The sequence below is a fragment of the Weissella sp. ESL1177 genome, assembly GCF_058107185.1.
Genome location: NZ_CM176591.1, coordinates 1688993 through 1713338 on the forward strand (window position 1 = coordinate 1688993; position 24346 = coordinate 1713338).

General features: G+C 36.1%; 22 protein-coding genes and 1 pseudogene. 9 read left to right on the top strand and 14 right to left on the bottom strand.

What is annotated here, in order from left to right; translation table 11 throughout:
• The first annotated feature begins 41 nt into the window (after nucleotides 1–41).
• Entirely contained in the window at nucleotides 42–1355 is a 1314-nt protein-coding gene (dsdA, locus tag AC3B5D_RS08250; RefSeq protein WP_489840499.1) for a D-serine ammonia-lyase, read from the top strand.
• A gap of 80 nt (nucleotides 1356–1435) precedes the next feature.
• Here dsdA and AC3B5D_RS08255 read toward each other — a convergent pair whose 3' ends face one another.
• Both AC3B5D_RS08255 and AC3B5D_RS08260 read right to left on the bottom strand, forming a co-directional pair.
• A complete protein-coding gene (locus AC3B5D_RS08255; protein ID WP_489840498.1) occupies nucleotides 1436–2680 on the bottom strand; it encodes an oligosaccharide MFS transporter in 1245 nt (414 codons plus the stop codon).
• Nucleotides 2681–2708: 28 nt separating this feature from the next.
• Entirely contained in the window at nucleotides 2709–3677 is a 969-nt protein-coding gene (locus tag AC3B5D_RS08260) for a glycoside hydrolase family 43 protein (protein WP_489840497.1), read from the bottom strand.
• A gap of 230 nt (nucleotides 3678–3907) precedes the next feature.
• Between AC3B5D_RS08260 and AC3B5D_RS08265 the strand changes: the two genes are divergently transcribed.
• Nucleotides 3908–4798, top strand: coding sequence for an ArsR/SmtB family transcription factor (locus AC3B5D_RS08265; RefSeq protein WP_489840496.1), 891 nt, complete (start codon nucleotides 3908–3910; stop codon nucleotides 4796–4798).
• A gap of 146 nt (nucleotides 4799–4944) precedes the next feature.
• A complete protein-coding gene (locus AC3B5D_RS08270) occupies nucleotides 4945–5616 on the top strand; it encodes a matrixin family metalloprotease (RefSeq protein WP_489840495.1) in 672 nt (223 codons plus the stop codon).
• A gap of 172 nt (nucleotides 5617–5788) precedes the next feature.
• Here the strand turns inward: AC3B5D_RS08270 and AC3B5D_RS08275 are convergent, their stop codons facing one another.
• From AC3B5D_RS08275 to AC3B5D_RS08285, 3 genes are all read right to left on the bottom strand, one after another.
• Entirely contained in the window at nucleotides 5789–6544 is a 756-nt protein-coding gene (locus AC3B5D_RS08275; protein ID WP_489840494.1) for a MerR family transcriptional regulator, read from the bottom strand.
• A gap of 161 nt (nucleotides 6545–6705) precedes the next feature.
• Nucleotides 6706–7896, bottom strand: a complete 1191-nt coding sequence (locus tag AC3B5D_RS08280; protein ID WP_489840493.1) for an MFS transporter — start codon at nucleotides 7894–7896, stop codon at nucleotides 6706–6708.
• Between the two features lie 109 nt (nucleotides 7897–8005).
• Nucleotides 8006–8515, bottom strand: coding sequence for a 3H domain-containing protein (locus tag AC3B5D_RS08285; protein ID WP_489840492.1), 510 nt, complete (start codon nucleotides 8513–8515; stop codon nucleotides 8006–8008).
• Nucleotides 8516–8694: 179 nt separating this feature from the next.
• On the opposite strand from AC3B5D_RS08285, the gene AC3B5D_RS08290 reads away from it, so the two are divergent.
• Entirely contained in the window at nucleotides 8695–9807 is a 1113-nt protein-coding gene (locus AC3B5D_RS08290; protein WP_489840491.1) for an alpha-hydroxy-acid oxidizing protein, read from the top strand.
• Between the two features lie 77 nt (nucleotides 9808–9884).
• Here AC3B5D_RS08290 and AC3B5D_RS08295 read toward each other — a convergent pair whose 3' ends face one another.
• The 3 genes from AC3B5D_RS08295 to AC3B5D_RS08305 form a co-directional block, all read right to left on the bottom strand.
• Nucleotides 9885–10139 carry a hypothetical protein gene (locus AC3B5D_RS08295; protein WP_489840490.1) on the bottom strand — a complete coding sequence of 85 codons (255 nt, stop codon included), beginning with the start codon at nucleotides 10137–10139 and terminating at the stop codon, nucleotides 9885–9887.
• Nucleotides 10140–10295: 156 nt separating this feature from the next.
• Nucleotides 10296–11420, bottom strand: coding sequence for a vitamin B12 independent methionine synthase (locus AC3B5D_RS08300; RefSeq protein WP_489840489.1), 1125 nt, complete (start codon nucleotides 11418–11420; stop codon nucleotides 10296–10298).
• A gap of 404 nt (nucleotides 11421–11824) precedes the next feature.
• Nucleotides 11825–13162 (bottom strand): MFS transporter, encoded by a 1338-nt coding sequence (locus AC3B5D_RS08305; RefSeq protein WP_489840488.1) that lies wholly within the window; start codon nucleotides 13160–13162, stop codon nucleotides 11825–11827.
• A gap of 188 nt (nucleotides 13163–13350) precedes the next feature.
• Here AC3B5D_RS08305 and AC3B5D_RS08310 point away from each other — a divergent pair, with 188 nt between their 5' ends.
• Nucleotides 13351–14130: a hypothetical protein gene (locus tag AC3B5D_RS08310; RefSeq protein WP_489840487.1), complete on the top strand. Its 780-nt coding sequence runs from the start codon at nucleotides 13351–13353 to the stop codon at nucleotides 14128–14130.
• A gap of 137 nt (nucleotides 14131–14267) precedes the next feature.
• Here the strand turns inward: AC3B5D_RS08310 and AC3B5D_RS08315 are convergent, their stop codons facing one another.
• Together AC3B5D_RS08315 and guaD are read right to left on the bottom strand one after the other, a co-directional pair.
• Nucleotides 14268–15599, bottom strand: a complete 1332-nt coding sequence (locus tag AC3B5D_RS08315) for a uracil-xanthine permease family protein (protein WP_489840486.1) — start codon at nucleotides 15597–15599, stop codon at nucleotides 14268–14270.
• 46 nt (nucleotides 15600–15645) lie between these two features.
• Nucleotides 15646–16992: a guanine deaminase gene (gene guaD, locus AC3B5D_RS08320; protein ID WP_489840485.1), complete on the bottom strand. Its 1347-nt coding sequence runs from the start codon at nucleotides 16990–16992 to the stop codon at nucleotides 15646–15648.
• A gap of 208 nt (nucleotides 16993–17200) precedes the next feature.
• Here guaD and AC3B5D_RS08325 point away from each other — a divergent pair, with 208 nt between their 5' ends.
• From AC3B5D_RS08325 to AC3B5D_RS08335, 3 genes are read left to right on the top strand one after another with little or no spacing between them, the layout of a single operon-like run.
• Nucleotides 17201–17761, top strand: coding sequence for a biotin transporter BioY (locus AC3B5D_RS08325; RefSeq protein ID WP_489840484.1), 561 nt, complete (start codon nucleotides 17201–17203; stop codon nucleotides 17759–17761).
• Nucleotides 17762–17773: 12 nt separating this feature from the next.
• A complete protein-coding gene (locus AC3B5D_RS08330; protein WP_489840483.1) occupies nucleotides 17774–18748 on the top strand; it encodes a biotin--[acetyl-CoA-carboxylase] ligase in 975 nt (324 codons plus the stop codon).
• Nucleotides 18738–19061: a CHY zinc finger protein gene (locus AC3B5D_RS08335; RefSeq protein WP_489840482.1), complete on the top strand. Its 324-nt coding sequence runs from the start codon at nucleotides 18738–18740 to the stop codon at nucleotides 19059–19061. Before AC3B5D_RS08330 ends, AC3B5D_RS08335 begins: the two co-directional genes overlap by 11 nt.
• A gap of 219 nt (nucleotides 19062–19280) precedes the next feature.
• Here the strand turns inward: AC3B5D_RS08335 and AC3B5D_RS08340 are convergent, their stop codons facing one another.
• The 4 genes and pseudogenes from AC3B5D_RS08340 to AC3B5D_RS08355 form a co-directional block, all read right to left on the bottom strand.
• Entirely contained in the window at nucleotides 19281–19973 is a 693-nt protein-coding gene (locus AC3B5D_RS08340) for an N-acetylmannosamine-6-phosphate 2-epimerase (RefSeq protein ID WP_489840481.1), read from the bottom strand.
• 138 nt (nucleotides 19974–20111) lie between these two features.
• Nucleotides 20112–20562 (bottom strand): annotated as a pseudogene (locus tag AC3B5D_RS08345) (recombinase family protein).
• Nucleotides 20563–20893: 331 nt separating this feature from the next.
• The gene (locus AC3B5D_RS08350) at nucleotides 20894–21910 is read right to left on the bottom strand and encodes a lipocalin-like domain-containing protein (RefSeq protein ID WP_489840480.1); all 1017 of its coding nucleotides are present in this window, start codon (nucleotides 21908–21910) and stop codon (nucleotides 20894–20896) included.
• A gap of 61 nt (nucleotides 21911–21971) precedes the next feature.
• A complete protein-coding gene (locus AC3B5D_RS08355; protein ID WP_489840479.1) occupies nucleotides 21972–22976 on the bottom strand; it encodes a lipocalin-like domain-containing protein in 1005 nt (334 codons plus the stop codon).
• Nucleotides 22977–23149: 173 nt separating this feature from the next.
• Here AC3B5D_RS08355 and AC3B5D_RS08360 point away from each other — a divergent pair, with 173 nt between their 5' ends.
• The gene (locus AC3B5D_RS08360) at nucleotides 23150–23698 is read left to right on the top strand and encodes a TetR/AcrR family transcriptional regulator (protein WP_489840478.1); all 549 of its coding nucleotides are present in this window, start codon (nucleotides 23150–23152) and stop codon (nucleotides 23696–23698) included.
• Nucleotides 23699–24346: the final 648 nt, after the last annotated feature.

Sequence of the window (24346 nt, forward strand, 5' to 3'; positions counted from 1 at the left end):
TTATAATAACGCTATAATTTAAAGACGAAAGGATTGATAACATGGACTTAGAAACGTTGGTAGCAAAACATCCCCAAATCAAAGATTTAATCAATGAACAGCCAATTTTTTGGCGCAACCCAGATTATGCTCAGCAGGCTGATCTCCCTTTTTCAAAATCAGATATTTTTGATGCCGTTGCTCGTCTAGACCGCTTTGCACCTTACTTAGCGACTGTCTTCCCGGAAACGGCTGAAACAAACGGCATGATTGAATCTCCCTTGATTTCATTAGATAACATGCAAAAAACTTGGAATCATCAAAACCATCAGCTTGCTGGTCATTTGTATCTAAAAGCTGATAGCCAATTACCAATCTCCGGCTCAATCAAATCTCGCGGGGGTATCTATGAAGTGCTAAAATTTGCCGAAGAAATCGCAATGACTCATGGTAACTTAGCTTACATGGATGATTATCGTATTTTAGCTTCTGATGAATATCGCCAGTTATTTGCTGATTACGGCGTTATCGTGGCTTCAACAGGTAATCTTGCACTAAGCGTTGGCATTGTTGCTGCCACTTTCGGCTTTAAAACAACCGTCTACATGTCACATGATGCTCGTCAATGGAAAAAAGATAAATTACGTGAAAATGGTGTCACTGTCAAAGAATTCAACACGAATTTCTCAGAAGTCATCCCGAAAGCACGTGCTGATGCTGCGCTTGATCCAAATAGCCATTTTGTAGATGATGAGGGTTCAAGCGATTTATTCTTAGGCTATGCTGTTGCAGCTGTTCGCTTACAAAAACAGCTAAAGAATCAGCACATTGTAGTTGATTCAGACCATCCGGTCATCGTTTATCTGCCAGCAGGTGTTGGTGGTAGTCCAAGTGGCGTGACCTTTGGGTTAAAAACAATCTTAGGTCCTGATGTGCACGCCATCTTCTGTGAACCAACACATGTTCCTTCTGTCACCCTTGGTATGATGACAAAATTAAATGACCAGATTTCAGTCTATGACATCGGTCTAGATGGTTTAACCGCTGCCGATGGTCTGGCAGTTGGCCGTCCATCACGCGTTGCTGGTAAGGTCATGCGGACATTGCTATTTGGTAGCGTCACCTTCCCTGACAATGATATTTATCGATATGTCACACAATTAGAAGATACACAACATATCACTGTTGAGCCTTCAGCGGCTGCCGGTTTTACTGGTATTGCACCAACTATTAAAAATATACCCGCATTCAATACAGCCAATGCAACTCATATCGTTTGGGCAACCGGGGGAAGTATGATGCCACAAAGTGAGCGCGATGACAATTATGCTAAAGGGAAGCAACTTTTAAATCAGTCAAAAGGCGTCCTTATTTAACAATTTCTAAACACAAAAACGATCGAAATCCGTTACCAGATGCCGATCGTTTTTTATTAGCCAAATTATCCGTGCGATGATCACTCCGCGACTTCTCCCGCCTGAGCTGGGTTCTCTTTCTTCAACATAAACACCGCAATAATTGTCACACAAGCGACTAATGCAGCTAAGACGAAATATGTCGTATGGAAGCCAACACTATCATAAAGATCACCTGCAATTGTCGAGAAAATAAACAACGATATTTGTTTTGCAAAATTAAATGCCAAAGCGTAAATCGTGGCATACAATCTTAAATCAAATGCGCCAGCAATGTACTTCATTGTTGAGACGAGGAAGAGTGGCATCTCAAATGATGCAAGCAGACGAACAAATGTTAAGAACCAGAAATTAGGGGCAATTGCACTCAATGTAATCCGTAAGAAAGTTAGAACACCATAAGCAATCAGTCCATTCTTAGCACCAATTTTATTAATGATCCATGGCATTGGAATCATTAATAAGGCTTCTAAAGCAATTTGTGTTGTAAGCAAACGACTGTATGCCACAGTTCCAGCAGCAGCACTAGTAAAGAATGTTTGATAAAATACTGGGAACTGTTGATCAAACACATCATAAATAGCTGATGTTCCCATGAAGAAAATACTTAAAATCCAGAAATTTTTAATTTTAAAAATGGATAAAATTGTTTTAACATTTAAAGGTGCTGAACTTGCGCCTTCTGCTGCATCTTTATTAGCAAAGTTAATACGATCACCAAAAATTACCAGACAAGTCAATATGATCCCAGCAAGTGAACATATCCAGAAAACCAAGAATGGATTTTTAACAAACACCAAGCCAGCAACGAATGATGCTAATGCGCCTCCAATTGAACCTCCCATACGGGCATGACCATACTCAAAGCCATTAGCTAAACTTGCACGTTCAACATAAGATTCAATAACTGCAACACCACCGTTAAGAACATAGGCTAACGCGAAACCACCAATAATTGCGCCTAACAATGAGTTAAAATGTAGTAATGGTATAAATAGCCACTGAAAAAATGGACCGATTAAGATAGCAGCTATTGTGATTGATAATAGTAATGTCTTCTTAAAGACTAATTTATCTGAAATAATACCAAATACGGGTTGATAAAATAGTGATGCAAATGCTAAAAAGGAAAAAACAAAGCCAGCTTGACCACCACTCAAATCTGCTTCTTGTTTTAGCCAAAGTACCAGGAAGCCTTGCACAATTTGCCAGATAAAGAAATAACTGACATCAGTGCCAAAAAAACTCCAAAAATGCTTTTTTTGTGTATTTTGCGTTTGATCCATAATCTATACCTTCTTTTCATTAAAGAAATTACTCAACATTAAATGGGGTTGGTTTGCCAAATACTGGAAATCCTTTGTCATCCCAAGTAAATGGTTGCACCATTGTATGACGATTTGGATCATATAATGGATCCCCTTTTATATCTAAGTAATTACGTACGTGATATACTAACAAATCAGTTTTATCATCTTCTGCAACGGTAAAAGAATTATGTCCCGGACCATATAAACCATTATCAATATCGGATTGAAAGATTGCATGATCAAGTTTATGCCACTTATTTGCATCTAAAATATTGTCCGTATCATTTATCCACAACATCCCCATTGCATAATTCTCATCAGTCGCAGACCCAGAAAATGTGATAAATATCTTGCCATTTCGTTGCAAAACGGCTGGTCCTTCATTCACTGAAAAAATCTTTGTTTCCCAATCAAATTCAGGTTTTGAAAGCATCACTGGCTTTGTCTTAAGCGTCCAAGGATTCAACATTTCAGCAATATATATATTAGAATTACCTGTAATTGTCTTGTCTTTTTGTGCCCAAACATAATAGAGCTTGTCATTATGATTAAATGATGTTGCATCCAAACTGAAGGTATCTTTATCAGTTAAAATTTGTCCCTTTTCATGCCAAGCTGCTTCTCCGATCATTGGGTCATCATTATCACATGCAATACAATACATACGATGTGTAAACATCCCTAATTCATCTAATTCAGTTGTATCAGTAGCAGCAAAATAGATATACCATTTATCATTGATATAATGTATTTCTGGTGCCCAAATCAATTGACTCATTTCACCACTGTCATGTTTACGCCAAACAGTTCGCGGCATTGCATGAGCTAATCCGTTAATCGTTTTAGCACGACGAATTTCAATTAAATTATAAGCAGGGACAGACGCTGTAAAATAATAATAGCCATCTGTGTGTTTATAAATGTAAGGATCAGCTCGTTGAATAATTAACGGGTTGATGTAACTATCGATCATTTTTTTACCACCCTTTTCAATGTGTGCTTTATTTTTCAACATGTTCATTTTAAATCACAGTGCAAACGCTTTCAATACCTTTTTGTTAATCTTTTAAACCATTTTTATACAACAAATAACATTTTTATTGTTTATAAATCACCAAAAAAGCCTTTATATTGCTATATAAAAAATGTTTATGTTATTATTAAAATAATGATAAACATTTATGTTATTTTAGGAGTTAGCGTATGCAACTAGATATTTCAGACAATTCATTACCCGTTTACAAAGCACTCGCAAATCCAATGCGTCTAAAAATTATTCAAATTTTATCTCACGAAAAACTTAACGTCAGGGATATTGCTGCACATCTTGGCATTAGTACCACAATCACTTTGAAACATTTGCAGACTTTAGCTGATGCTGGCATTATTGCCTTTGAAAAAAATGGTCATAATAAACTGTCCATGCTGAAAGTAGATAACATTTCAGTCCGATTTCCTGAACGAATTTATCCATCTTTTGATGTCCATGAAACCAATATTCCTGTGGGACATTACACAGATTTTTCTGTTGAACCCTCTTGTGGTTTAGCCGGTCCTAATGACTATATTGGTAAAGTAGATAATCCTGCTTATTTCATGGATCCACAACGAATTTATGCAGGTATGATTTGGTTTTCTAATGGTTTTGTTGAATATCAATCACCTAATTTTTTGACAAAAAATGAACATCTTGAAATGTTAGATCTCTCCATGGAGCTTGGATCAGAATTTCCGTTCTCAAATAATGTTTGGCCATCAGACATTACTTTTTACATTAATGACGTTAAAATCGGTACATGGACTAGTCCTGGTGATTTTTCAGATACTCGTGGTAAATACACACCCGACTGGGTACCAGATAATGTTAATCAATATGGTATTCAAAAGATTTTGCGTATTACTGACCACGGTACCTACCTAGACGGGCAACCATTTACTTCAATTTCATTATCTGATATCGATATTTCTAGACAAACTTTTAAAATCCGGCTAGCTATCAAAACAGATGCCGAAAATCAAGGTGGTTGTACCATTTTTGGTAAAGGATTTGGTAATTATGACCAAGACATTAATTTAAAATTATTTTATAGTTGACCACATAAAAAGAAGCACCTTCAAAATCCTTTATCCACAAAAGAATTTAAAGATGCTCCTTTTTAGTTATAAGGTAATTTATACCTTCATATGTTATTGTATGAAGATAAATTTGTTGCACAATCAACCCAAGGAAGGTAGCAATTTTGAAATTTTTTAAAGGTCTCATACTAATTATTGTTGCCGTCATCGTTTATCATTGGGCAACAACACCCACCATCAGCCAGCAACTTAATCGTCAAGTCACCTCATTAACAACTAATTTAAAAACATGGACTGAAAAAATTCCACTGCTCACTGAGAAACAAACAGCAACACAAACGAAAACAACAACTGAATCATCAACTGGTATTGAATCAATCGTCGTCAATAAAGACCTGGCGAACACTTATACCTATTATTTTGATAATAATGTGCCCACTCAAGTCCGCACTGTTTTCTTACAAGCAATTAATATTTATAACAAAACTGGTATTGTTAAAATAACTGCAACTAATCAAAATAACTCAAAAAACACTCTGCGTTTGGGTATTTATAATAAACAAATCAATAGTACAAGTAGTCTGCAAGAACTCGGTGTTGGTGGTCCTAAAATCTACTCAAGATATGGGTTAATTCAATCTGATTATAACCACGGTAAAGCCACTCTTAACACTGCTTATCCAATTCGTTTATCAGCTGCTATCCATGAGGTTGGCCACGCACTTGGTTTAGATCATACCCAAAACAAAGATTCAGTCATGTATCCAATTGACCAAGGAAAAACAACTTTATCTGAACAAGACATTACTAATTTGAAAAAAATTTATCAAAAATAATATTGATGTAGTAATGCAGATAACATTAAAAGATGTGAAAATAAATTACGATGCTTTGATCTTTTAGAACATATTTAAAGACTGTCAATCAACCAAGTTAAAATGGCTGATTGACAGCCTTTTTTTGACTAACCACTTAACTTAATTGTTCCATGTGAAACAATTAAATCATCTAATTTGCATAATATTGAATAATATCATGTAATGCCTGCGCTGTCCCTTTATGATGGAGATCGTAATACGACTTAAAACGACTATCTTCTACGTACATTGTCCCAATATTTTTATGCATTTCTGTCGAGTAATTTGGTAAAGTGAAACTCAACCAATTTTTATGTAACATAAAAATTTCTTTTGCAACTTCACTTTCAATCATGGGTTGTTTAATGTAGTTTTTCAAATGGTTAAACAGTGTTCTTTCGGTTGCTTTCATTTCTTCAAAATCAGCTTCTGTCAAACGTAAATATTTTTTATTTGTCTGCTTAACTTCATCTTCACCATATTGATGACACATTTCGTCACCATATTTCTGTTCATTTTCAAGAACTTTCTTTTCCTTAAACGCCATAAATTTTTCAGTATCTGTCATTTCTACTTCTCCTTTATAATACTTCATCGTTTTTTCTAGATTATCTAATAATCCTTCAAGTCGTTCTTTTTTCGCTAATAATTTCTGATAATGTTGTTCAAGTACTTGTTCGACATCAAAATCTACATCATCTAAAATGGATTTAATATCCTCTAAATTCAGGTTTAACTCACGATAATACAAAATCTGTTGTAATCGATTAATTTCTTTTTCTCCATACAAACGATAACCAGATGAATTAATTTGTGCTGGCTTCAACAGTGAAATTTCATCATAATAGCGTAAGGTTCGTGTACTAACCCCTGACAGTTCGGCCGTTTTTTTTATAGTGTAGGCCATGACTATCCCTCCTTCTTTTATGTTAAGTACATCATAAAGGGTAACGTAGCGTTAAGGTCAACTAAAAATTTTAAATATATAAAAAATAGAGATTTCCCAAACAATATTGGAAAATCTCTCTCGTATATATCATGAATAGCCTGCGTTAATAAACAACGTCTCTAATCAATTGTCGTTCCCCGTGTTTCTTTGCCTAAGAACAAAATAACAATGATTGCGATGACTAATGCCACACTGAAGACACCAAAAATATAAGGAAACGATAAATGATGACTCAAGAAAAATCCAATCGATAGTGGTCCTAAAATACCTCCTAAACGACCAAATCCTTCTGCCGCACCATTAGCAGTTGCTCGAATAGCTGCTGGATATAATTCTGGCGTATAAGCATACATTGCACCCCAAGCACCAAGATTAAAGAATGATAGTAACATCCCCGAAATCATGATCATGGTTAAACTCGTTGAAAAGCCAAATACAGCTGCAAAAATAGCAGTTCCAGCTAAGAATGTCGCAATAACTGGCTTACGACCCCACTTTTCAACCAACCAAGCTGACGTAAAGTAACCAGGTAATTGCGCTAATGTCATAATAACAACGTACCCAAAACTATTCACCGTGCTAAAGCCCTTACCAATTAAGACACTGGGTAGCCACAAAAAGATACCATAATATGAAAACATGATCATAAACCATGCTATCCATAACATAATCGTTTGGTTGCGGTGCTCCGCATGAAATAATTTCTTTAACTTTTCTATAACAGATTCTTTGGGTACTTGTGTCACATTTTTCGCTTGTTTATCATTTGGTAAATGACGACGCAAAATGAAAACATAGAACGCTGTACATGCAGAAATAACTAATGTGATTCGCCAACCAAAATGAGGCATAACGAAATAGGCTAGCAAACTAGCAATCAACCAGCCAATCGCCCAAAAACTTTCTAATAGCACAATTATTCGGCCACGTTTTTCTTTTGGGACACGCTCGGACACAAGAGTTGTGGCAACTGGTAACTCACCACCTAAACCAACACCCACAAAAAACCTAAGAACGATAAAACTAACAAATCCAATAGTCAAGGCTGATAAACCTGTCGCAATTGAAAAAATTAATAATGTTGTCATTAACATGAGCTTACGCCCTTTTTGATCAGCCAATGCACCAAAAGTAATGGCTCCCACCGCTAATCCAATAGAATTAACAGACCCAATCCATCCGACTTGGACAGATGATAGTCCCCACTCCTGTTGAATAGCAACCAAAATAAATGATAATAGGCCAACATCCATTGCATCAAATAACCAAGCTAATCCGGTTACCGTCAACAACTTTTTAATATTACTCATAACGCTTCACAATACTGATCGCTTTAAAATCAGTTCACTCCCATCTAGGTGTCTTGTCACCTTGCAATGGTTAAATCATAGCAATCCGTAGGGTGTCTTGTCAACCCAATTAATTTTCATATAAAATATGTAATTGCCGAAGCGCGTTTTTTGCTGTTTCCAAAGTGGCAACATCTCTATATTCAATGCGATGCATGTGAAGGCCATTCGTTAAGGTTGATAATGGTTCCCCATTTGTTTGATCTAGATGATAAACAAATTGTTTGACATCAGCAATCGATTGAATCGCTAATTCACCTTTTAATAAACCATAAACTGGATGATCGACTTGCACATCTGCAATCATGACACCTGCTTGTACCAATGCTGTTAGTTCATCTTCTATCTGATCTGCATCATGTTGCACGACCAAAATCGTACTATACTGCTGTTTTGTTTGATAGCGATACCCTTGTGGTGTTGCTGTAATTTGCTCTCCTCTGGCACGTAACAACGCAATATCACCAACAATCGTTTGGCGTGAAACATGGAATTGCTTGGCAAACTTATTGGCACTAATTACTGTATCTGGATTACTTAAAGCTGCTTTAATCGCCGCTTGTCGTTGAATACCTGTCATTTGCTCACCCCTTTTATTTTTTATTCCTTAACTATAAATATAACCTGATGGACCATATAATAAAATCTTTCTAGGCTATTTTACAATTAATTATGCCAGTTTTTACGATTTTACAGCAAAAATAAATTTAAATGATAAAATAATTAGAAAGAACTCATGAAATATTAGGAGACACGACTATGACAATTATTAATGGTTATGAATTAAGTGAACGAGAGCAACCGCTACAAGTCATTAATCTACCCTCTTTAGAGGCGCAAGCAAAAGAGATTATGCCAAAAGGTAGTTTTGATTTTATTCGCGGTGGCTCTGAAGATGAATGGACACTAAATGAAAATACAACTGCCTTTAATCATGTACAAATCCTACCACATGTTTTATCAAATATTGGTAACCCCGATACATCCACTAATATTTTTGGCTTACCTTTGCAAACACCTTTTGTTATGGCGCCTGCTGCTGCACAAGGGATTGCTCATATACGTGGTGAAATTGCCACTGCTGAGGGCATGTCAGCTACCGGTTCTCTAATGACTCAAAGTACTTATTCATCTAAGCGCATTGCGGATGCTGCAGCCGCTGGACATGGCTCACCACAATTCTTCCAACTTTATCTTAGCCAAGATAATCATTTAAACAAATTTCTTTTAGATAAAGCAGCTGCAGCAGGTTGTCAAGCAATCGTTGTCACGACTGATATTACAGCTGAAGGTTATCGAGAAGCCGATATTGTTAATGATTTTCATTTTCCTGTGCCAATGGCCAACCTTGAAGACTATCAGTCAGGGTCTGGTCAATCAAATCAGATGGCTGGACATGGTAAAGATGTTTTTGACAATGAATTACATCAGATTGGCATAACAGATATTAAACGCGTGATCGATTATACTCATTTACCCGTCATCATAAAAGGCATTCAAACGCCTGAAGATGCCATGCTTGCTATCAATGCTGGTGCTAAGGGTATCTGGGTATCAAATCATGGCGGCCGTCAATTAAATGGTGGCCCAGCTTCATTTGATGTCTTACCAGGTATTGCCACAGCTGTTAATCATCGTGTCCCAATTATTTTCGATGGCGGTGTGCGTCGTGGTTCGCACGCTTTCAAAGCCTTGGCATGTGGTGCGGATTTAATTGGATTGTCACGGCCCATTATTTATGGTTTAGCTTTAGGTGGCGCTCAAGGTGTTGCTTCAGTTGTTAATCAATTGACGCATGAGCTAAAGATTACAATGCAATTGGCAGGCACAAAAACAATCGCTGACGTCCAAAAAGCAAAGTTATTTCAATAAAATATAACGAAGACATTGAGCTGTTATATGCAAAAGGAGCTGTTGATCTGGTCAATCAACAGCTCCTTTAATGATGTTTATCGCATTAACGCTAAATCAGTGTAACGAATTAATTCATTATTATTTTCATCAACAGAATGTTCATCGATAAAGAAACTAAATTCAGTTAACATTTGTTCAATATCATCTGGATTTTTTACCGTAATAGTAATCTTGGGACCCAAATCAGACGTCGTGAAATAACCCTCTGCGGATTTTTCTAAGAAAATTTGTCCTTTCAACGGCAAAACCGTCATCATAGTAGCAATTGATATGCGAGGTGTTAGTGTCATGATAATAATCCTTTCCAAGAGAACGCTTGTTTATCTATTTACTTCATCAATCATTTGACTTATTAGTTCTAGTATAGCAGATTTTCACTTACTCTTTGTCTTAATGATTGATGATACACTGACATCACTGTCTCTCTATTGAAACGCTTACATTAATTAAGCCCAGATTTTTTTCGCTGTTTCAATAACAAAGCGTAACTTATGCCACTGTTCTTCTTGCGTTAACTTGTTCCCCTCCTCAGTTGAAGCAAAACCACATTGTGTTGATAACGCCAAATTTTCCAGCGGTATAATTTTGGCTGCCTCTTGAACCCTAGCAATAATGGCATCTTGATCTTCCAATGTTGGCTTTTTAGAGGTAACTAATCCTAAAACGATGCGCTTATTTTGATCACCATGCCATATTTGCTCAAGTGGTGCAAACGATCCTGAACGACTATCATCAAATTCTAGAAAGATACCATCATAATTTAATTGACCTAAATATGATGCAACGTCTTCATAGCCACCAGAAAATAGATACGTTGACTGAAAGTTTCCCCGACAGATATGTGTCGTGACTGTTAAGTCTTCAGGCAAGTCAGCTAGTGCACTGTTAATGACCTTCACAGCATTTGCTGCCATCTGCAAATATTCTTGATGCGCTTTTTGATCACCAGCTGTTTCATGCAATTTACTAATCAAATATGCCCAAGTTGTGTCATCCAATTGCACATATCGTGCACCCAAATCATAAAAATGTTGGATTGTCTGATGATAGGCTGTTGCCAAATCGGCTAAATATTCATCATATGTTTCATAAAATTTTGACCAATTGTCACTTCGATTATCACGGAAAAGCATTGTTGGTGATGGTATCGTTTGCTTTGGTGTCACACCATCAGGCGTAATAGATGCTAAATACTCGTAACTTGCAAAAAATGGATGATTTGGATTATAAGCTACTTTACCAACTAATTGCACGTTATCAGTCCGCGTTTTGCTACCATGAAATTTGTAACTTTCATGATAATCATATGTATCGACCCCATTTAATCCCCATAGGAAATCTAAATGCCACCAAGAACGGTTAAATTCACCGTCTGTCACATCCTTTAACCCTAATGTAACTTGTTTTTCAACAATTTTCTTGGTCTCCGCATGCTGCACTGCTATTAATTGATCTTGTGTGATCTCACCTTTTTCAAACTGCTCACGAGCTGCTTTTAAGGCATCTGTTCGTAAAAAGCTACCCACGATATCATAATGATTGGGAAATTTTATTTGAGTTGCTGTTGTCATTGTATCTACTCCTTTAGTGTTTAAAATTAAAAAAGGCCCAAAGACAATAATTGTCTTTGGGCCGAATGATCGCGTTACCATCCCTATTTACATCATTCTATATAAAATACCATACAAAAATAATGCCTCAACAGACCGATAACGAAGTCAGACGTTTTATTTGCATTCACAAATAAAAAATTATCAAAGCTCATCTTCATTACCATTTTCAATGCCTAATCTCATCAACAAGACTCTCTGTAAAATATATATGGTAACTACTCTTCTTATCTTATTTTTAATATATTCTAATTTAAACAAAAGTTTATCACTGGTAAATTGCATATGCAAGTAAAAAAATTTATTCCATTACATTTAAAAATACAAAGATCTTTTATTTATAATAAACAAGCAGTCTCTCGTCACTAGTTTTTATGATAATCTTTTATTTTACTAACCAACAGCAGGGCTATAATTGCTAACATCATCATTGTTAAAAAGACGCCTTTAAAATGATGTGTTCCTAAAATAACTGTTGCAACGACAATCGCTGTTGATCCCACAATTTGGCGAACTGTCGCAATAATTGATAATCCATGTGGAATCAGTTCATCTTTTAGAGAATTTGCTCCTAGCGTAGTTGCAGGCATCATGGAAAAGGCATTCCCTGCTTCAATAATCATTGTACAAATAATTGCTAGCCAAATATTATGCCAGTCACTACAAAATAGTAACAACGCCCAACCAATTATGAACATGACAAAGCCAAATAACATCACCGTTTTAAAACCAATCTTATCCGCTAACTGCCCGCTCTTTTTATTTAACACAGATAATAAAACAGCCGCTGGTACCAATGAGAATCCCGACCACAAGGGTGATAGTCCCAACATTTGCTGATAATACAATGGCATGATAATTGTAACTGTAATTAATGACATATATGACAACGAAGTCAGAGCAACGCCTAAATCAAAGTTAGTGATGCGTAAAATATCCAACCGTAACAATGGTTTTGACAGATGCAATTGTCGTTTAACAAACATCACTAATAAAATAAGTGACACACCTAAAATCAACCAGTTTGGATAATCACGCCAGCTCATTTTAGAAACCTCATTAATAAAGTAAAGTAGGCCAATTATACCTGCCGATAAAATCACTGAAATAAAATCAAAATGCGACTTTTCTATCGCTAACGGACTTTGCACAAATTTTAAGGCTAATACAAATACAATGATTAATACCATCAAAAAAAGGCCGAAAATAGCTTGCCAATGAAAAAATTGCAGTACAATACCCGATATAATTGGACCAGCTGCCAAAGCTGAGCCCATCACCAAACCAACCGTTCCCATAACGGTACCGCGATGTTCTTTGGGTGTAATCGCTAAAATAATTGATTGGTATGATGGAAATAACACGCCAACACTAAAACCTTCCATCAAGCGTCCGACCATCATTAATGGAAAATTAGGTGCCAAAATAATAAATAACGTCCCAACTGCAAAAATACCTAACAAACTCAGATATAATTTTTTAAATGGCATGTTGCTCATTAACCATGGTGATAATGGCATCACCACTGACATCATTAACATAAAACCCGTTGTTAACCAAGCAATGGTACTCGCAGGTAAATGAAAATATGCCATAAATGTCGGATATGCTGTCGATAAACTTGATTGGCTAATTGACATCGTAAAAGTGCCTAACAATAATGTTAAAACAAATAGGTTCCTTTTTGATTGACTTAATGCCATACAGTAAACATCCTTTCATGATAAATTAAGATTCGAATTTATTATAATCTTATTCATATGACTTTATTTTTAATAAAAAAATATTTTTTATCGAAAAAATTTTTCAGTGTTTCACTGTTCTTTCGTACTTATTTTGATATGATAAAAGCAAGCAATCACTATTTCATAAAAGAAAGTGTCGGACTACTATGGCTATTAACTTAACTGTCTGTATCAATCAGAAAACAACAGATATCATTTGGACAGAAAAAAATATCAGTATCCAATTATTACCAAAGATGCCCGCAAATATTGCGACACAAACTATTGTCTTACTATTTCAAAAGAAACAATTACAAGATATTGTCATGGCCACTGGCGTTCAAACAACCAATGCAGACGATATAATGTTGATTACCTTACCAACTTCAAATTGGGAATCTGAACCAACATATATCTGCCGCCAATTAATTCTAACAGCACAAACGAATGGCTTACTCTCTGATAAAATTGTTGAAAAAGTACCTCATCATATTCAAACCCAATTAGAACCAACAATCGCTGGTTTAATAACAATTATGGCTCGCTTTGGCTATTATTTTCAAAATATTAAGTCCAAAAAGGTTGCTAAACCTCGACATCAATGGACAAAGGAAATTGCTACTGAACCTTTTTATATCAATTATGAAGGTGCCAAAGCGACTGTTTATTGGCAGCAACGAAATCAATTATTGATTAAGAAAGGCGCAATCATGCGTTCAGATACGCCTTTAAACAAAGATGGCTCAGTTGGCTTTTCTGCACGTTTTGGTGAAAAACTTCGTAGTGAACACACCAACGACTTTGATAACAATATAACGACTACTGACATTATTCTGAAAAGTGTTAATGAAGTTGGCCTTTTTCTATACTTTGCAGGTACTAACAGTTGGTTACAAATCAAAAACGAAGCTGGCAAAACATTAAATGAATTAACTATCATTAAATAATCATTATGACAATGCGGTTGCAGTCTTTTGAGCCATTTTTAAAGCCATCAATCTCCCTTATAAAAATAGGAAGATTGATGGCTTTTTCAAAATGCAATTAGTGCATGAGCTTTTTTTAAATTAACATAAATCTGTCATTACTTTGTTGTGTTTTCTCTTTTCAAGAGTAATAAATTTAGTATAACAGCTGTAATGGCTGCAACTGTAATGGGTGAGCCCAACAAATATTGTAACAACTGTGGCGCTGCGTTTGTTACCTTATCAGGTAGAAAAACAAGTGCTAGCGTCATCACAATTGGTACACCAATGACATAACCCTTATTGCCAGTCATATTCAAGTCACCGATAACATTCAAACCACTCAACATGATAATAACGACAATCACTGCGAATATCCCACCAATCACCGCAGAAGGTACAGCTGCCAATAATGCTGATAATTTACCAAAAAATCCCAGAATAACAAACCAAATACCAGCAGCAACGAAAACACGACGACTTGCAACACCAGTAATTGATACCACACCAGCGTTCGTTGAATAACCTGTCATTGGCGTGCTACCCAACAAAGCTGAGATAGCACAACTCACACCTTCACCAATAATACCACGATTCCATTGCTGATCAGTTATCTTTTCGTTGGTTACTGCACTCATTGCAAACCAAGTACCAGTTGTCTCTGAAGTTAGCACCATAAAAATAATAATAAATGTAATAATAGCTGATAAATTAAAGCTAATGCCATAATGTAGCGCTGTAAACTTAGGTAAACTAAACCAAGCTGCATCATTAACCGTTTGCCAATTCATAACGCCCATAAAAGACGACGCGATTGTCCCAACTGCTAAAGCAATCACGATCGAACCAATCTTAAATATTTTTTGCAATTTTGGTAAATATGTACCAATCGCAATTGATACGAGTAAAGCAGCCATTGTAATTGCTGCTAATTCAATATTTTGAAAAATATTACCACTCGCTTTAAAAATATTATCATTTAAGGCTGACGGTAATAACGATAGTCCAACACAAGTAATAATTGTTCCCCCAACAATTGCAGGGACTAATGCATTAACAATCTTTTGATAAACACCTGAGAGTCCTAACAAGATTAACAGAATAGCACCAACTAATGTTGCGCCAATAACAGCAGACATTCCTCCGTGAGCAGCGCCATTGGCAAAATAAACACCAGCAACTGCTCCAACAGGTACATAAGATGGACCTTGTGACATTGGCATCTTCATAAACACTGATGTTTGTAGCAATGTTCCTATACCACAAGCCAAAAATGCAACCTGTAAAAATCCTGTTGTCTGCGTAGCACTTAATGATAGTAGTCCTGCAATAATTAGCGGTGGTACGTAAACATCCATTGCTAGCACATGTTGTAATCCTAATAAACCTGCCTCAGCAACCGGTACCTTATCATTCGCACCAATTAGCAACCCGCTCTTCTCTTCAGCCATGAACTTCTCTTCTCCTTTTAGTCCACTATGTTTCACATGAAACAATTTACTTAACAAATATTCCTTGCGTCATGACATGATCAATTTCCGATGATGTTGTCTGATACATTAATTTTTCAAACATCTCCGTCGCATTTTGGTGTCCAAATGTTGGATACTTGGTATGCAAAATCTGTAAATCCGCTGCATAACCTGTTTTTATCTGACCTGTTGTTAAATTCAAACTTTCGGCACCACCAATCGTTGCCATATAGAAGGCATTTTTAGCAGTAATTGATGTCTCTTTACGCCCACGTTCTTCAGGCGCTAAACGATTATCAACACCATCATTTAACAGCCGTGCCGACATAATTGCTTGCCGAATATTTTGATAAATACTGGCATCAAATCCACCAGAAATATCTGTTCCCAAACCAACTTTTACATTCTTAGCCAAAATTTTTCTGGCGGGCATAACAGCATTTCCAAAATAAACATTTGAAATTGGACAGTGCGCAATACCAACACCCCGTGTTTTAAATCTATTCAAGTCCTCGTCATTTAGCATGGTACCATGTGCCATAACTGCTTTATTTGTTAATAAACCAAATTGATCAAGCACTGCTGCATCTCGTTGACCATGTGTTTCCAATGCATAGCCATTTTCCCAATCACTTTCACTACAGTGTGATTGAATCGGCAAATCATATTTCGCTGCCAATTTTCCCAAACCAGCCAGTACCTCATCCGTACAAGACGGTAAAAATCGAGGCGTAATAACCGGTGTGACAGGTATTGGTTGTTGGTCATTTAATTTTTCAACGATATGAATAAACTCTTCTGTGTCTGCTAATGCAGATTGTGCTGATTTATCACGATAATATTCAGGTGTTTGTTCTGGATTATCCATCACGACTTTGCCAACAAATCCTCGTTGATGATGTGCTAAACAAGCTTTCGCCAATGCCACATTTCCGGTATTGTCTACAGAACCAAAATAAAGCGCTGTTGTCGTCCCATTAGCCAGCATCGTCTCAACCAGATTGTCATAAACTAAGTGCGCAAATTGAGCATCTTTAAATTTCGCTTCCAACGGAAATGTGTATTCCTCCAGCCACTCATATAATGGTCGATCAAGGGCCAAACCTGCATTTGGCCATTGTGGAGCATGTACGTGTAAGTCAATAAATCCTGGCAGAATGACTTGATCATTTGCCAATACGACTAATGAATCATTAGCTTTTGCCTTTTCTAGGATTGCTGAATAGTCGCTGTCAGTTGGCTTTGCAATGTGCGCAATGTTTCCCTGTTCGTTGATACAAATTAAGCTATCTGCTTGATACATAATTTGATTTTTATCAAGGGCCGTATAATAGCCACCCTTAAGAACTGTTTGATAAATAATAATAGTCACCTCAAAAATTCGATTGTTTGTGAACAAATCAAATTATAACAAACATTTGCACCATCCGCACCTAAATAAGTATAAAAAAATTAACTAAAACAAATCAATCATTTAAATTGTTCGCTTTTATTCATTAGTAACCTACATATTGATTTAAGGGTCACTAATGCATATAATAATTGTGTATTAAAAATTTAGGAATGGAAACACGCTTTTTATGAAAAAAAATCAAACACACAGATTAGCTCTCGCTGCCATGATGACTGCGATTTTAATCGTTTTAGGTATCTTTCCAGGAATCCCCTTAGGCTTTATTCCTATCCCAATCGTCTTGCAAAATTTAGGTGTCCTATTAGCTAGTGAAATTCTAGGACCGAAGTATGGTACATTAGCATTAGTCTTATTTTTGGCATTAGCCTTGTTTGGATTGCCCGTTTTATCTGGTGGTCGTGGTGGTGCTGCTATTTTTATTGGACCAACAGGTGGTTATCTTTTTGCTTGGTTATTCGTACCTGCTGTCCTTGGTTCAATTATTTATCTATTTCATCGAAAGGGATTACTATCTTGGTGGCTAGAATTAATCATTGTTCTCGTTGCTGGTGTTTTATTGATTGATTTTATCGGTTCAGTCTGGCTATCTATCCAGTCACATATGCCATTCATGACTGCCCTAACGTCAAATATTGCTTTCTTGCCTGGTGATACGATCAAAGCCATTTTATCTGTCATCATTTCAAGACGATTAAGAAAACTTCCTGCTTTACAAGGTATTTTTTAAAGGAGTTCTATTTTGGTAACAACAAAACAACAAGTATTATATGAATTATTAGCAAACAAAGGCACCTGGCTTTCAGGTGACAAATTAGCGACAGACTTAAACGTTAGTCGCGAAAGTATTTGGAAAGCAATCAATGCGCTAAAAAAGAAAAATCATGACATTATTAGTCGTAAAAATCTTGGTTATCAATATATAGGCACGCCCTTTTTAGATGCTGACATTATTCATTACTACGAAAACGAGCCACTCTATGAAGCAATCTATATTGAAAAAGAAGTGACTTCAACACAATTTTTAGCAAAACAATATTTAACAACGCATCCTATCACACAGCCAGTTATTTTTGCTGCTGAATCACAAACAAATGGTTATGGTCGTCGAGGACGTGCATTCTTTTCACCAGCTACTAGTGGCTTGTATTTTACTATTATTTTGCCAAATACATCTGATGATTGGTCACAAGTCGGTTTACTAACTACCGGCATGGCCGTTGTCATTGCACAAACCCTTGAAGAATTTTTCCCAGAACAGCACATTGACCTAAAATGGGTAAATGATTTGTTTATCGATGATAAAAAAGTTGGAGGTATCATCACAGAAGCCAACATTGAACTAGAATCACAGTCTACATCAGCTTTTATTATGGGCGTTGGTCTAAATCTAACAACGAAAAATTTCCCAAATGAACTTGCTAATATTGCACAAGGTATTAACCAAACAGCGTCAATCGATCGCAACCGTTTATTAGTTACCTTAGCAAAACGTATCATTACAGCTTACAATGACGGTAATGTTGCGTCACTGTTAACAGAATATCGTCGTCGTTCAAACGTCATTGGTAAACGTGTCACGTTGAAATTAGGTACCCGTACGATTACTGGTGTTGCAAAACAGATTGCTGACGATGGTGGTTTAGTCATCCAAGATGAAAATGGCATGACAAAATCATTTACAAGTGGTGAGGTGATTAAAACTCATGTCTTCTAATCCCCCCCTTGATCCAACAATATATGGCATTGACATTGATCAAGACGGTCGTTGCCAACACTATCATACTGAAAATGACGTTGCTGCACTCCTTTGCCAGACATGTCAACAGTATTTTGCTTGTTATTTGTGCCATGATCAATTAATGACCCATCAATTTGTCCCAACAAATCCGGATGAGCAGTCGATTCTTTGTGGTGTGTGTCGTCATACAATGGATTATCAAATTTATGCTAAAAATCGTTGTCCGTTTTGCCAACATTCGTTTAATCCACGTTGTCAATTACATCATCATATTTATTTTAAAGCTTAGTTTTTTTAAACATATTTAACCCCAAATATGACGTGAAGATTATCGTGATACAGATTGAGGCCTAAATAGGCAGTACACTCGTTGTTATCATAACTTTTATCTTTTGAAACACACTTAAAAGGACCGTGAATCTACCAAATTAACCTGGTTAGACTCATGGTCCTTATTGTATATATCGTCTTATTTTTAGCCCATTAAATATTTATAGCGCTTATGTATTTAATCGTGTAATGCCGCAACAAAACGCGCTGTCATTTCTTTTGGCCGTGTAATAGCGCCACCAACGACAACACCAGCAACACCCATTTGTTGAATTCTTTTTGCCTCAGCAGGTGTATGTATCTTACCTTCTGCAATCACATCAATACCTGCATCTACTAACTGTTGTATTAATTCAAAATTAGGACCATCAATCACTTGACTATTCGATGTATAGCCAGCCAGGGTAGTACCAACAAAATCAACACCTGCTTGCCAGGCATTTTGACCATCAGCAAAAGTTGCAGTATCTGCCATTAACAATTGATCAGGATATTTTCCCTTAACTTGGCCAATAAATTCGCTGACCGTGATACCATCATGTCGGGGACGTAACGTCGCATCAAAAGCAATCACATCAGGCCTGACTGTCATTAACTCATCAATTTCTTGCATCGTTGCCGTAATGTAAGGTTCTTCTGGTGGATAATCTCTTTTAATGATACCAATAATTGGCAAATCAACCGTCGCTTTAATTTCTTTAATATCGCGTACTGAATTTGCCCGAATACCAACAGCACCACCTTGTTGTGCTGCAAGTGCTAATAAAGGCATCACACCGCCCTTTTCAGTATAAAGTGGTTCACCCGGTAACGCTTGGCATGAAACAATTAAACCATTGTGAATCTGATTCACAAATGTCTGCTTATCCATCTGACTTCCCTCCTAGTCGTTCTTCTAATATTGTAACATGATAAAAAACGGTAATCGCACAACATGTTTTTATGCACCATTACCGTTTTATAAACTTTTCCATATTTTTCTTTTCGTATGGAGAGATTGAAACCATCGTTACTGGGTTTTAATGCTAATACTTGTTTTCCGTTCAATCATTTTATAAATTATGCCTTGCTGACGTAACTCATAAGCAAATTGAATTTGTTCATCTGTATAGATTTCAGGTCGTCTCTCTAAAATGGGAGTCATGTTTTCTCGCATAGGCTCTGCCTACCTGCTTTCTCTCGTCACAATCATGTCTCATTCAAATTGGGCAAACGCACTAAAAATCGTGAAAATAAAATTTCCAGTGGATGTATCATCAATAACGCCCATGTTCAATATATGGACTTTAAACACCTTGGTTGAAAAGTTGTTGAATGATGTCTAAGGCGTCTCAAGTGTTTCTGGCAAAACGATTAAGCTTGATAATGATTAGCATATCGCCAGTGGCTAGTATTTTTAGCAGTTGATTAAATTTTTGGGGGTGACGCGTGGTTATGCTGGTAAATTTTTCTTGATAAATTTTTTCAGTATCTGTGGCTTGTAATTGTTGGACTTAATTTCCTAGTTTTTGGTCAGGTATACTCACTCGTGCATAACCATACTTCATAACATTACCTACTTTACATTACCTACTTTCCAAAACCGTTAAGTTATAACTTGTTTAGTGTTATTGATTCTAAGTAAGTGAGAATGTAGTCAAGTATTAGGTGTGGCAACTTTTTTAGGGGTTTACTTTATTTACTATTTCGTATTTACTAATGTTTTCTGAGGCGACCTTTTGTTCCATCGGATAAACGAATCAGCATCTTTTGCCTGATATTATTAATATCACAACGAAACTATTTACTTCGCTAAATATTTTCTTTAAAATTACTGTCCCAATTCATTAACTCTACATAACAATAGCCAGAAACGGGGTTCCCTCCGTAAGTACCTTTGATGAAGCTTGCACCCTCGAAATGCGTCAAGCTCTTAACTTCAGCTGAGTATGCTTCTTGATTAACTGGATCTGAGATAACTTCTAATTGTGCATCCGCATCAGGAATTGAAATATGCCAATGAACTGGATAATCAATTCCCGTAATATCACTATGATAATATTCCGTTACCTTTGGTAGTAGTGGTTCGATATTAAAAATACTTTGGGTGCCATCTGGATGAAGAACTGTAACCCAGCCAATTTCTCGTTCTTTATTTATTGGTAGTGCCCAGAGACTTAAAAAATCTCCATTATCAAGATTGAGATCCATCCATGCCCATTTAGGAACAATGGGAATTGCAGCAGTGGGAGCCTTTGAATCTCCTCCCCACTGCCTGTCAAACCATGAAATACCATCAATAGTATATGATTTCCCCTTAATTGCCATCGTCCCTGTTGTTTCAATTTGTGGAAGTGAATATTCATAAGAGGCTAAATGTGCAATATTAAAATTGCCATCGCCAGCGTTATATATTGGGTATCCTTTTGGAATTAATGTGACATTTATATCTATATTTTTTACGGAAGCTTTCAAATTAAATTGGTCAAGTGTACCTGACAAGGATGCGGTTGGTGTAATAATATTCAAACAATCATCTGATACAGTACATATTTCAGCAGGATATGCTTTGCTAAAATCAATTGTCTCTTTGGTTGTCTGGTCTGTAACAGACATGCTTTCCATAATCATTGATTTTTGATTGGGAACACCACCAATTAATACATCATAAAAGAAATTCAAAATATGTCCATCTGATTCAAAATGACCGCATACAAACCATGAATTGGTAATAAAATCCTTTTTAAGTAATAAGTCTTTCGATAAATCTACTTTAGGAAACATCATTAACGGCATTGTCTGTATATTCTCGCTCAAATTTTTTCGCATTAAGATACCCTCCAACTATTTTACATTTTTAGAGTTCCAGTTTAATAATTAATCATCAATTTTATGAGAAGCCACCCACAAGCTCAACGTAACAAAATCCTTTGCTTTTTTTACCAAGGTAAGTACCTTCCACTTGGCTCGCCGCTTCATATTTACTAATGTGCTCTGAGGCAATCTCTTGTTCCACAGGATAAGGTGTAACATGAAGATCAGCGTCCAGTTGCGGGATATTGACCGTAAACTCGATTGGATAGTTCTGACCTGATACTGGACTAAGCCATTTTTTGGGGTGGTATTTTGAAAATGGTGTAACATCAACCACTTCAGTTGTCCCATCTGTATGCCAAACGGTGGCCCAAGCTCTAGTAATTTTAGCGACCTCTACACACCACAGACTTAATTTATCTCCACAATCTAGATTAAGGTCTAACCAATACCAATGTATTTTTCCACTAGTAACAGGATCATTATTAGTACTGTTTCCTTTTGCTTCGGGAACTTTTTGCCATTGTCGATCAAACCAGGCATCTCCTGAAACATCGTATTTCTGTCCGTCTATCAAAAGTGTGCCACTTGGGTCGATGTTAGGCTTAGAAAATTGGTTAACATCAATTATTGCCAATTTAAACGAACCAGATCCGGCATTATAGATAACTGCATCTTTCAAATCAAGGTCAATATCCATTGATACTCCTTCAAGCTCCCCAGTAATGTGGAGATGCTCTAGGTCCCCTTCCATTGAACCGTTGGGTACTTTAATTGCAAAATGATCTTCTGCTATCTCTGCTTGATCTAAGGGATAGAATTTGTCTTCTCCCCGATAAAAGCCTGTCGTTTCATCAGTAACTGAGACCACCGAATTTAACATTGGCTCACCTGTTTGATCATCTGGCCAGACCATCAAATGATATAAATAATTTAACCGATGTCCCTTATCTTCGAAATGACCGATTACAAACCATGAACTAGAATTATACTTTCGGTCCCACAGCAATTTTTCTGAAGCCTTGTATTTTGGATCCTTTTTAGTCTGTAATTGAATTAATTTATTACTTAATAAACCCATATTTTCTCTCCTTACACATTTTTTCAGATTAATTTTCAACAAGTGTTTTATTTTTAACAAGTGTTTGTTATGATGATAGCCAGTAACAACCATACTTTCAATGGTTATTTGCTCTCCTTTTGTTGAATATTCAACAAATAAACAAAAATGACCAAAATCTTAGGAGGATTCTCATGCAAAAAGAAGATCGTAGGGTCAAGAAAACAAAAACAGCAATTACACAAGCACTATTAAAGTTACTAAAAACACAGGATCTTAATACCATCACAATTAATGAGCTCACAAAAGAAGCCGATATTAATCGTGGCACTTTCTATTTTCATTATGAAGATAAATATGATTTATTAAATAACTGTATTGCGGCTAAACTTTTAGAGTTGCAAAAAATTTGTGCACAGATCAAATTTAGTTCTGATGCCACAGAATTAGAATCTTATTTCAAAACAGTTTACCAATTTTTTGAAGATAACTATGATTTTTTTGTATTAATGCTAAAGGGCGACGGAGTAAAATATTTTCAACAGAAATTTAAACAACAGATCATCAATGAATTAACGAGAACCACGATTTCTTCAAATAATGAATATATCGGTAACTTCTCAAATCAATTCAAATCACACGCTCTGGCTGGCATCGTTGAATGGTGGTTATGTGAAGACCATAGTCTTTCAGTGGGTGAAATGGCTCAAAATACAGCAACATTATTTATTAAGAACCAGTAGCTGACAGTCAAATGTATTGAAAATGGTTCTACAATATTTAGTACGGATAACTAATCTGACAGATTAGTCATCCGTTCCTTTTTCTTTGTTTTTCTATATAATTTATGACAAAGAAAAAAACAGACTAGCTGGAACTAGTCTGCCAAACAAAATCCCTTTGGAAAGGACCTCTAATGTGGATAAGTATATAAAAATTTTGAACAAATACTCATGCCTCCAGCAACTACCAGAATTCACGAAAAAGCGCCTATTTAAAGGCGCTTTTGGTCTTATCGTTGAATAGTTGTTAATTTCGGCTCTATACTTTTTAGCATGAAAGTAAAAATTTCACGCTTTTATTTTGCTCTTTTTCACAAGAAAAAAACACCAATAAAAATACCGGCGTAAAATATAGTTGTCTAAAAAATAAGAAACGAGGTGTTTATTGATGTCCATAAATGGCTTCTATTCTAAATTCAGTTGGTTTAAAAGAAAAGATAAGAATATTATTTTTTTGATTTCTAATGATGGTAATTTTAATGAAGTCATGCCTGAAGGACGCGCTCATCACCTCGTATTAAATAAATTAATCGTACAGCGTATGATTTTCATAGTTTTAAAACGTATGCTTTAAGAATTCGCTTTGAACTATTCCATCATCATGCATTA

Excerpts from the sequence above, each read along its gene's own strand:
- dsdA (WP_489840499.1), top strand. The coding sequence starts at position 42 with ATGGACTTAGAAACGTTGGTAGCAAAACATCCCCAAATCAAAGATTTA.
- AC3B5D_RS08255 (WP_489840498.1), bottom strand. The coding sequence starts at position 2,680 with ATGGATCAAACGCAAAATACACAAAAAAAGCATTTTTGGAGTTTTTTT.
- AC3B5D_RS08260 (WP_489840497.1), bottom strand. The coding sequence starts at position 3,677 with ATGATCGATAGTTACATCAACCCGTTAATTATTCAACGAGCTGATCCT.
- AC3B5D_RS08265 (WP_489840496.1), top strand. The coding sequence starts at position 3,908 with ATGCAACTAGATATTTCAGACAATTCATTACCCGTTTACAAAGCACTC.
- AC3B5D_RS08275 (WP_489840494.1), bottom strand. The coding sequence starts at position 6,544 with ATGGCCTACACTATAAAAAAAACGGCCGAACTGTCAGGGGTTAGTACA.
- AC3B5D_RS08280 (WP_489840493.1), bottom strand. The coding sequence starts at position 7,896 with ATGAGTAATATTAAAAAGTTGTTGACGGTAACCGGATTAGCTTGGTTA.
- AC3B5D_RS08285 (WP_489840492.1), bottom strand. The coding sequence starts at position 8,515 with ATGACAGGTATTCAACGACAAGCGGCGATTAAAGCAGCTTTAAGTAAT.
- AC3B5D_RS08290 (WP_489840491.1), top strand. The coding sequence starts at position 8,695 with ATGACAATTATTAATGGTTATGAATTAAGTGAACGAGAGCAACCGCTA.
- AC3B5D_RS08295 (WP_489840490.1), bottom strand. The coding sequence starts at position 10,139 with ATGACACTAACACCTCGCATATCAATTGCTACTATGATGACGGTTTTG.
- AC3B5D_RS08300 (WP_489840489.1), bottom strand. The coding sequence starts at position 11,420 with ATGACAACAGCAACTCAAATAAAATTTCCCAATCATTATGATATCGTG.
- AC3B5D_RS08305 (WP_489840488.1), bottom strand. The coding sequence starts at position 13,162 with ATGGCATTAAGTCAATCAAAAAGGAACCTATTTGTTTTAACATTATTG.
- AC3B5D_RS08310 (WP_489840487.1), top strand. The coding sequence starts at position 13,351 with ATGGCTATTAACTTAACTGTCTGTATCAATCAGAAAACAACAGATATC.
- AC3B5D_RS08315 (WP_489840486.1), bottom strand. The coding sequence starts at position 15,599 with ATGGCTGAAGAGAAGAGCGGGTTGCTAATTGGTGCGAATGATAAGGTA.
- AC3B5D_RS08325 (WP_489840484.1), top strand. The coding sequence starts at position 17,201 with ATGAAAAAAAATCAAACACACAGATTAGCTCTCGCTGCCATGATGACT.
- AC3B5D_RS08335 (WP_489840482.1), top strand. The coding sequence starts at position 18,738 with ATGTCTTCTAATCCCCCCCTTGATCCAACAATATATGGCATTGACATT.
- AC3B5D_RS08340 (WP_489840481.1), bottom strand. The coding sequence starts at position 19,973 with ATGGATAAGCAGACATTTGTGAATCAGATTCACAATGGTTTAATTGTT.
- AC3B5D_RS08350 (WP_489840480.1), bottom strand. The coding sequence starts at position 21,910 with ATGCGAAAAAATTTGAGCGAGAATATACAGACAATGCCGTTAATGATG.
- AC3B5D_RS08355 (WP_489840479.1), bottom strand. The coding sequence starts at position 22,976 with ATGGGTTTATTAAGTAATAAATTAATTCAATTACAGACTAAAAAGGAT.
- AC3B5D_RS08360 (WP_489840478.1), top strand. The coding sequence starts at position 23,150 with ATGCAAAAAGAAGATCGTAGGGTCAAGAAAACAAAAACAGCAATTACA.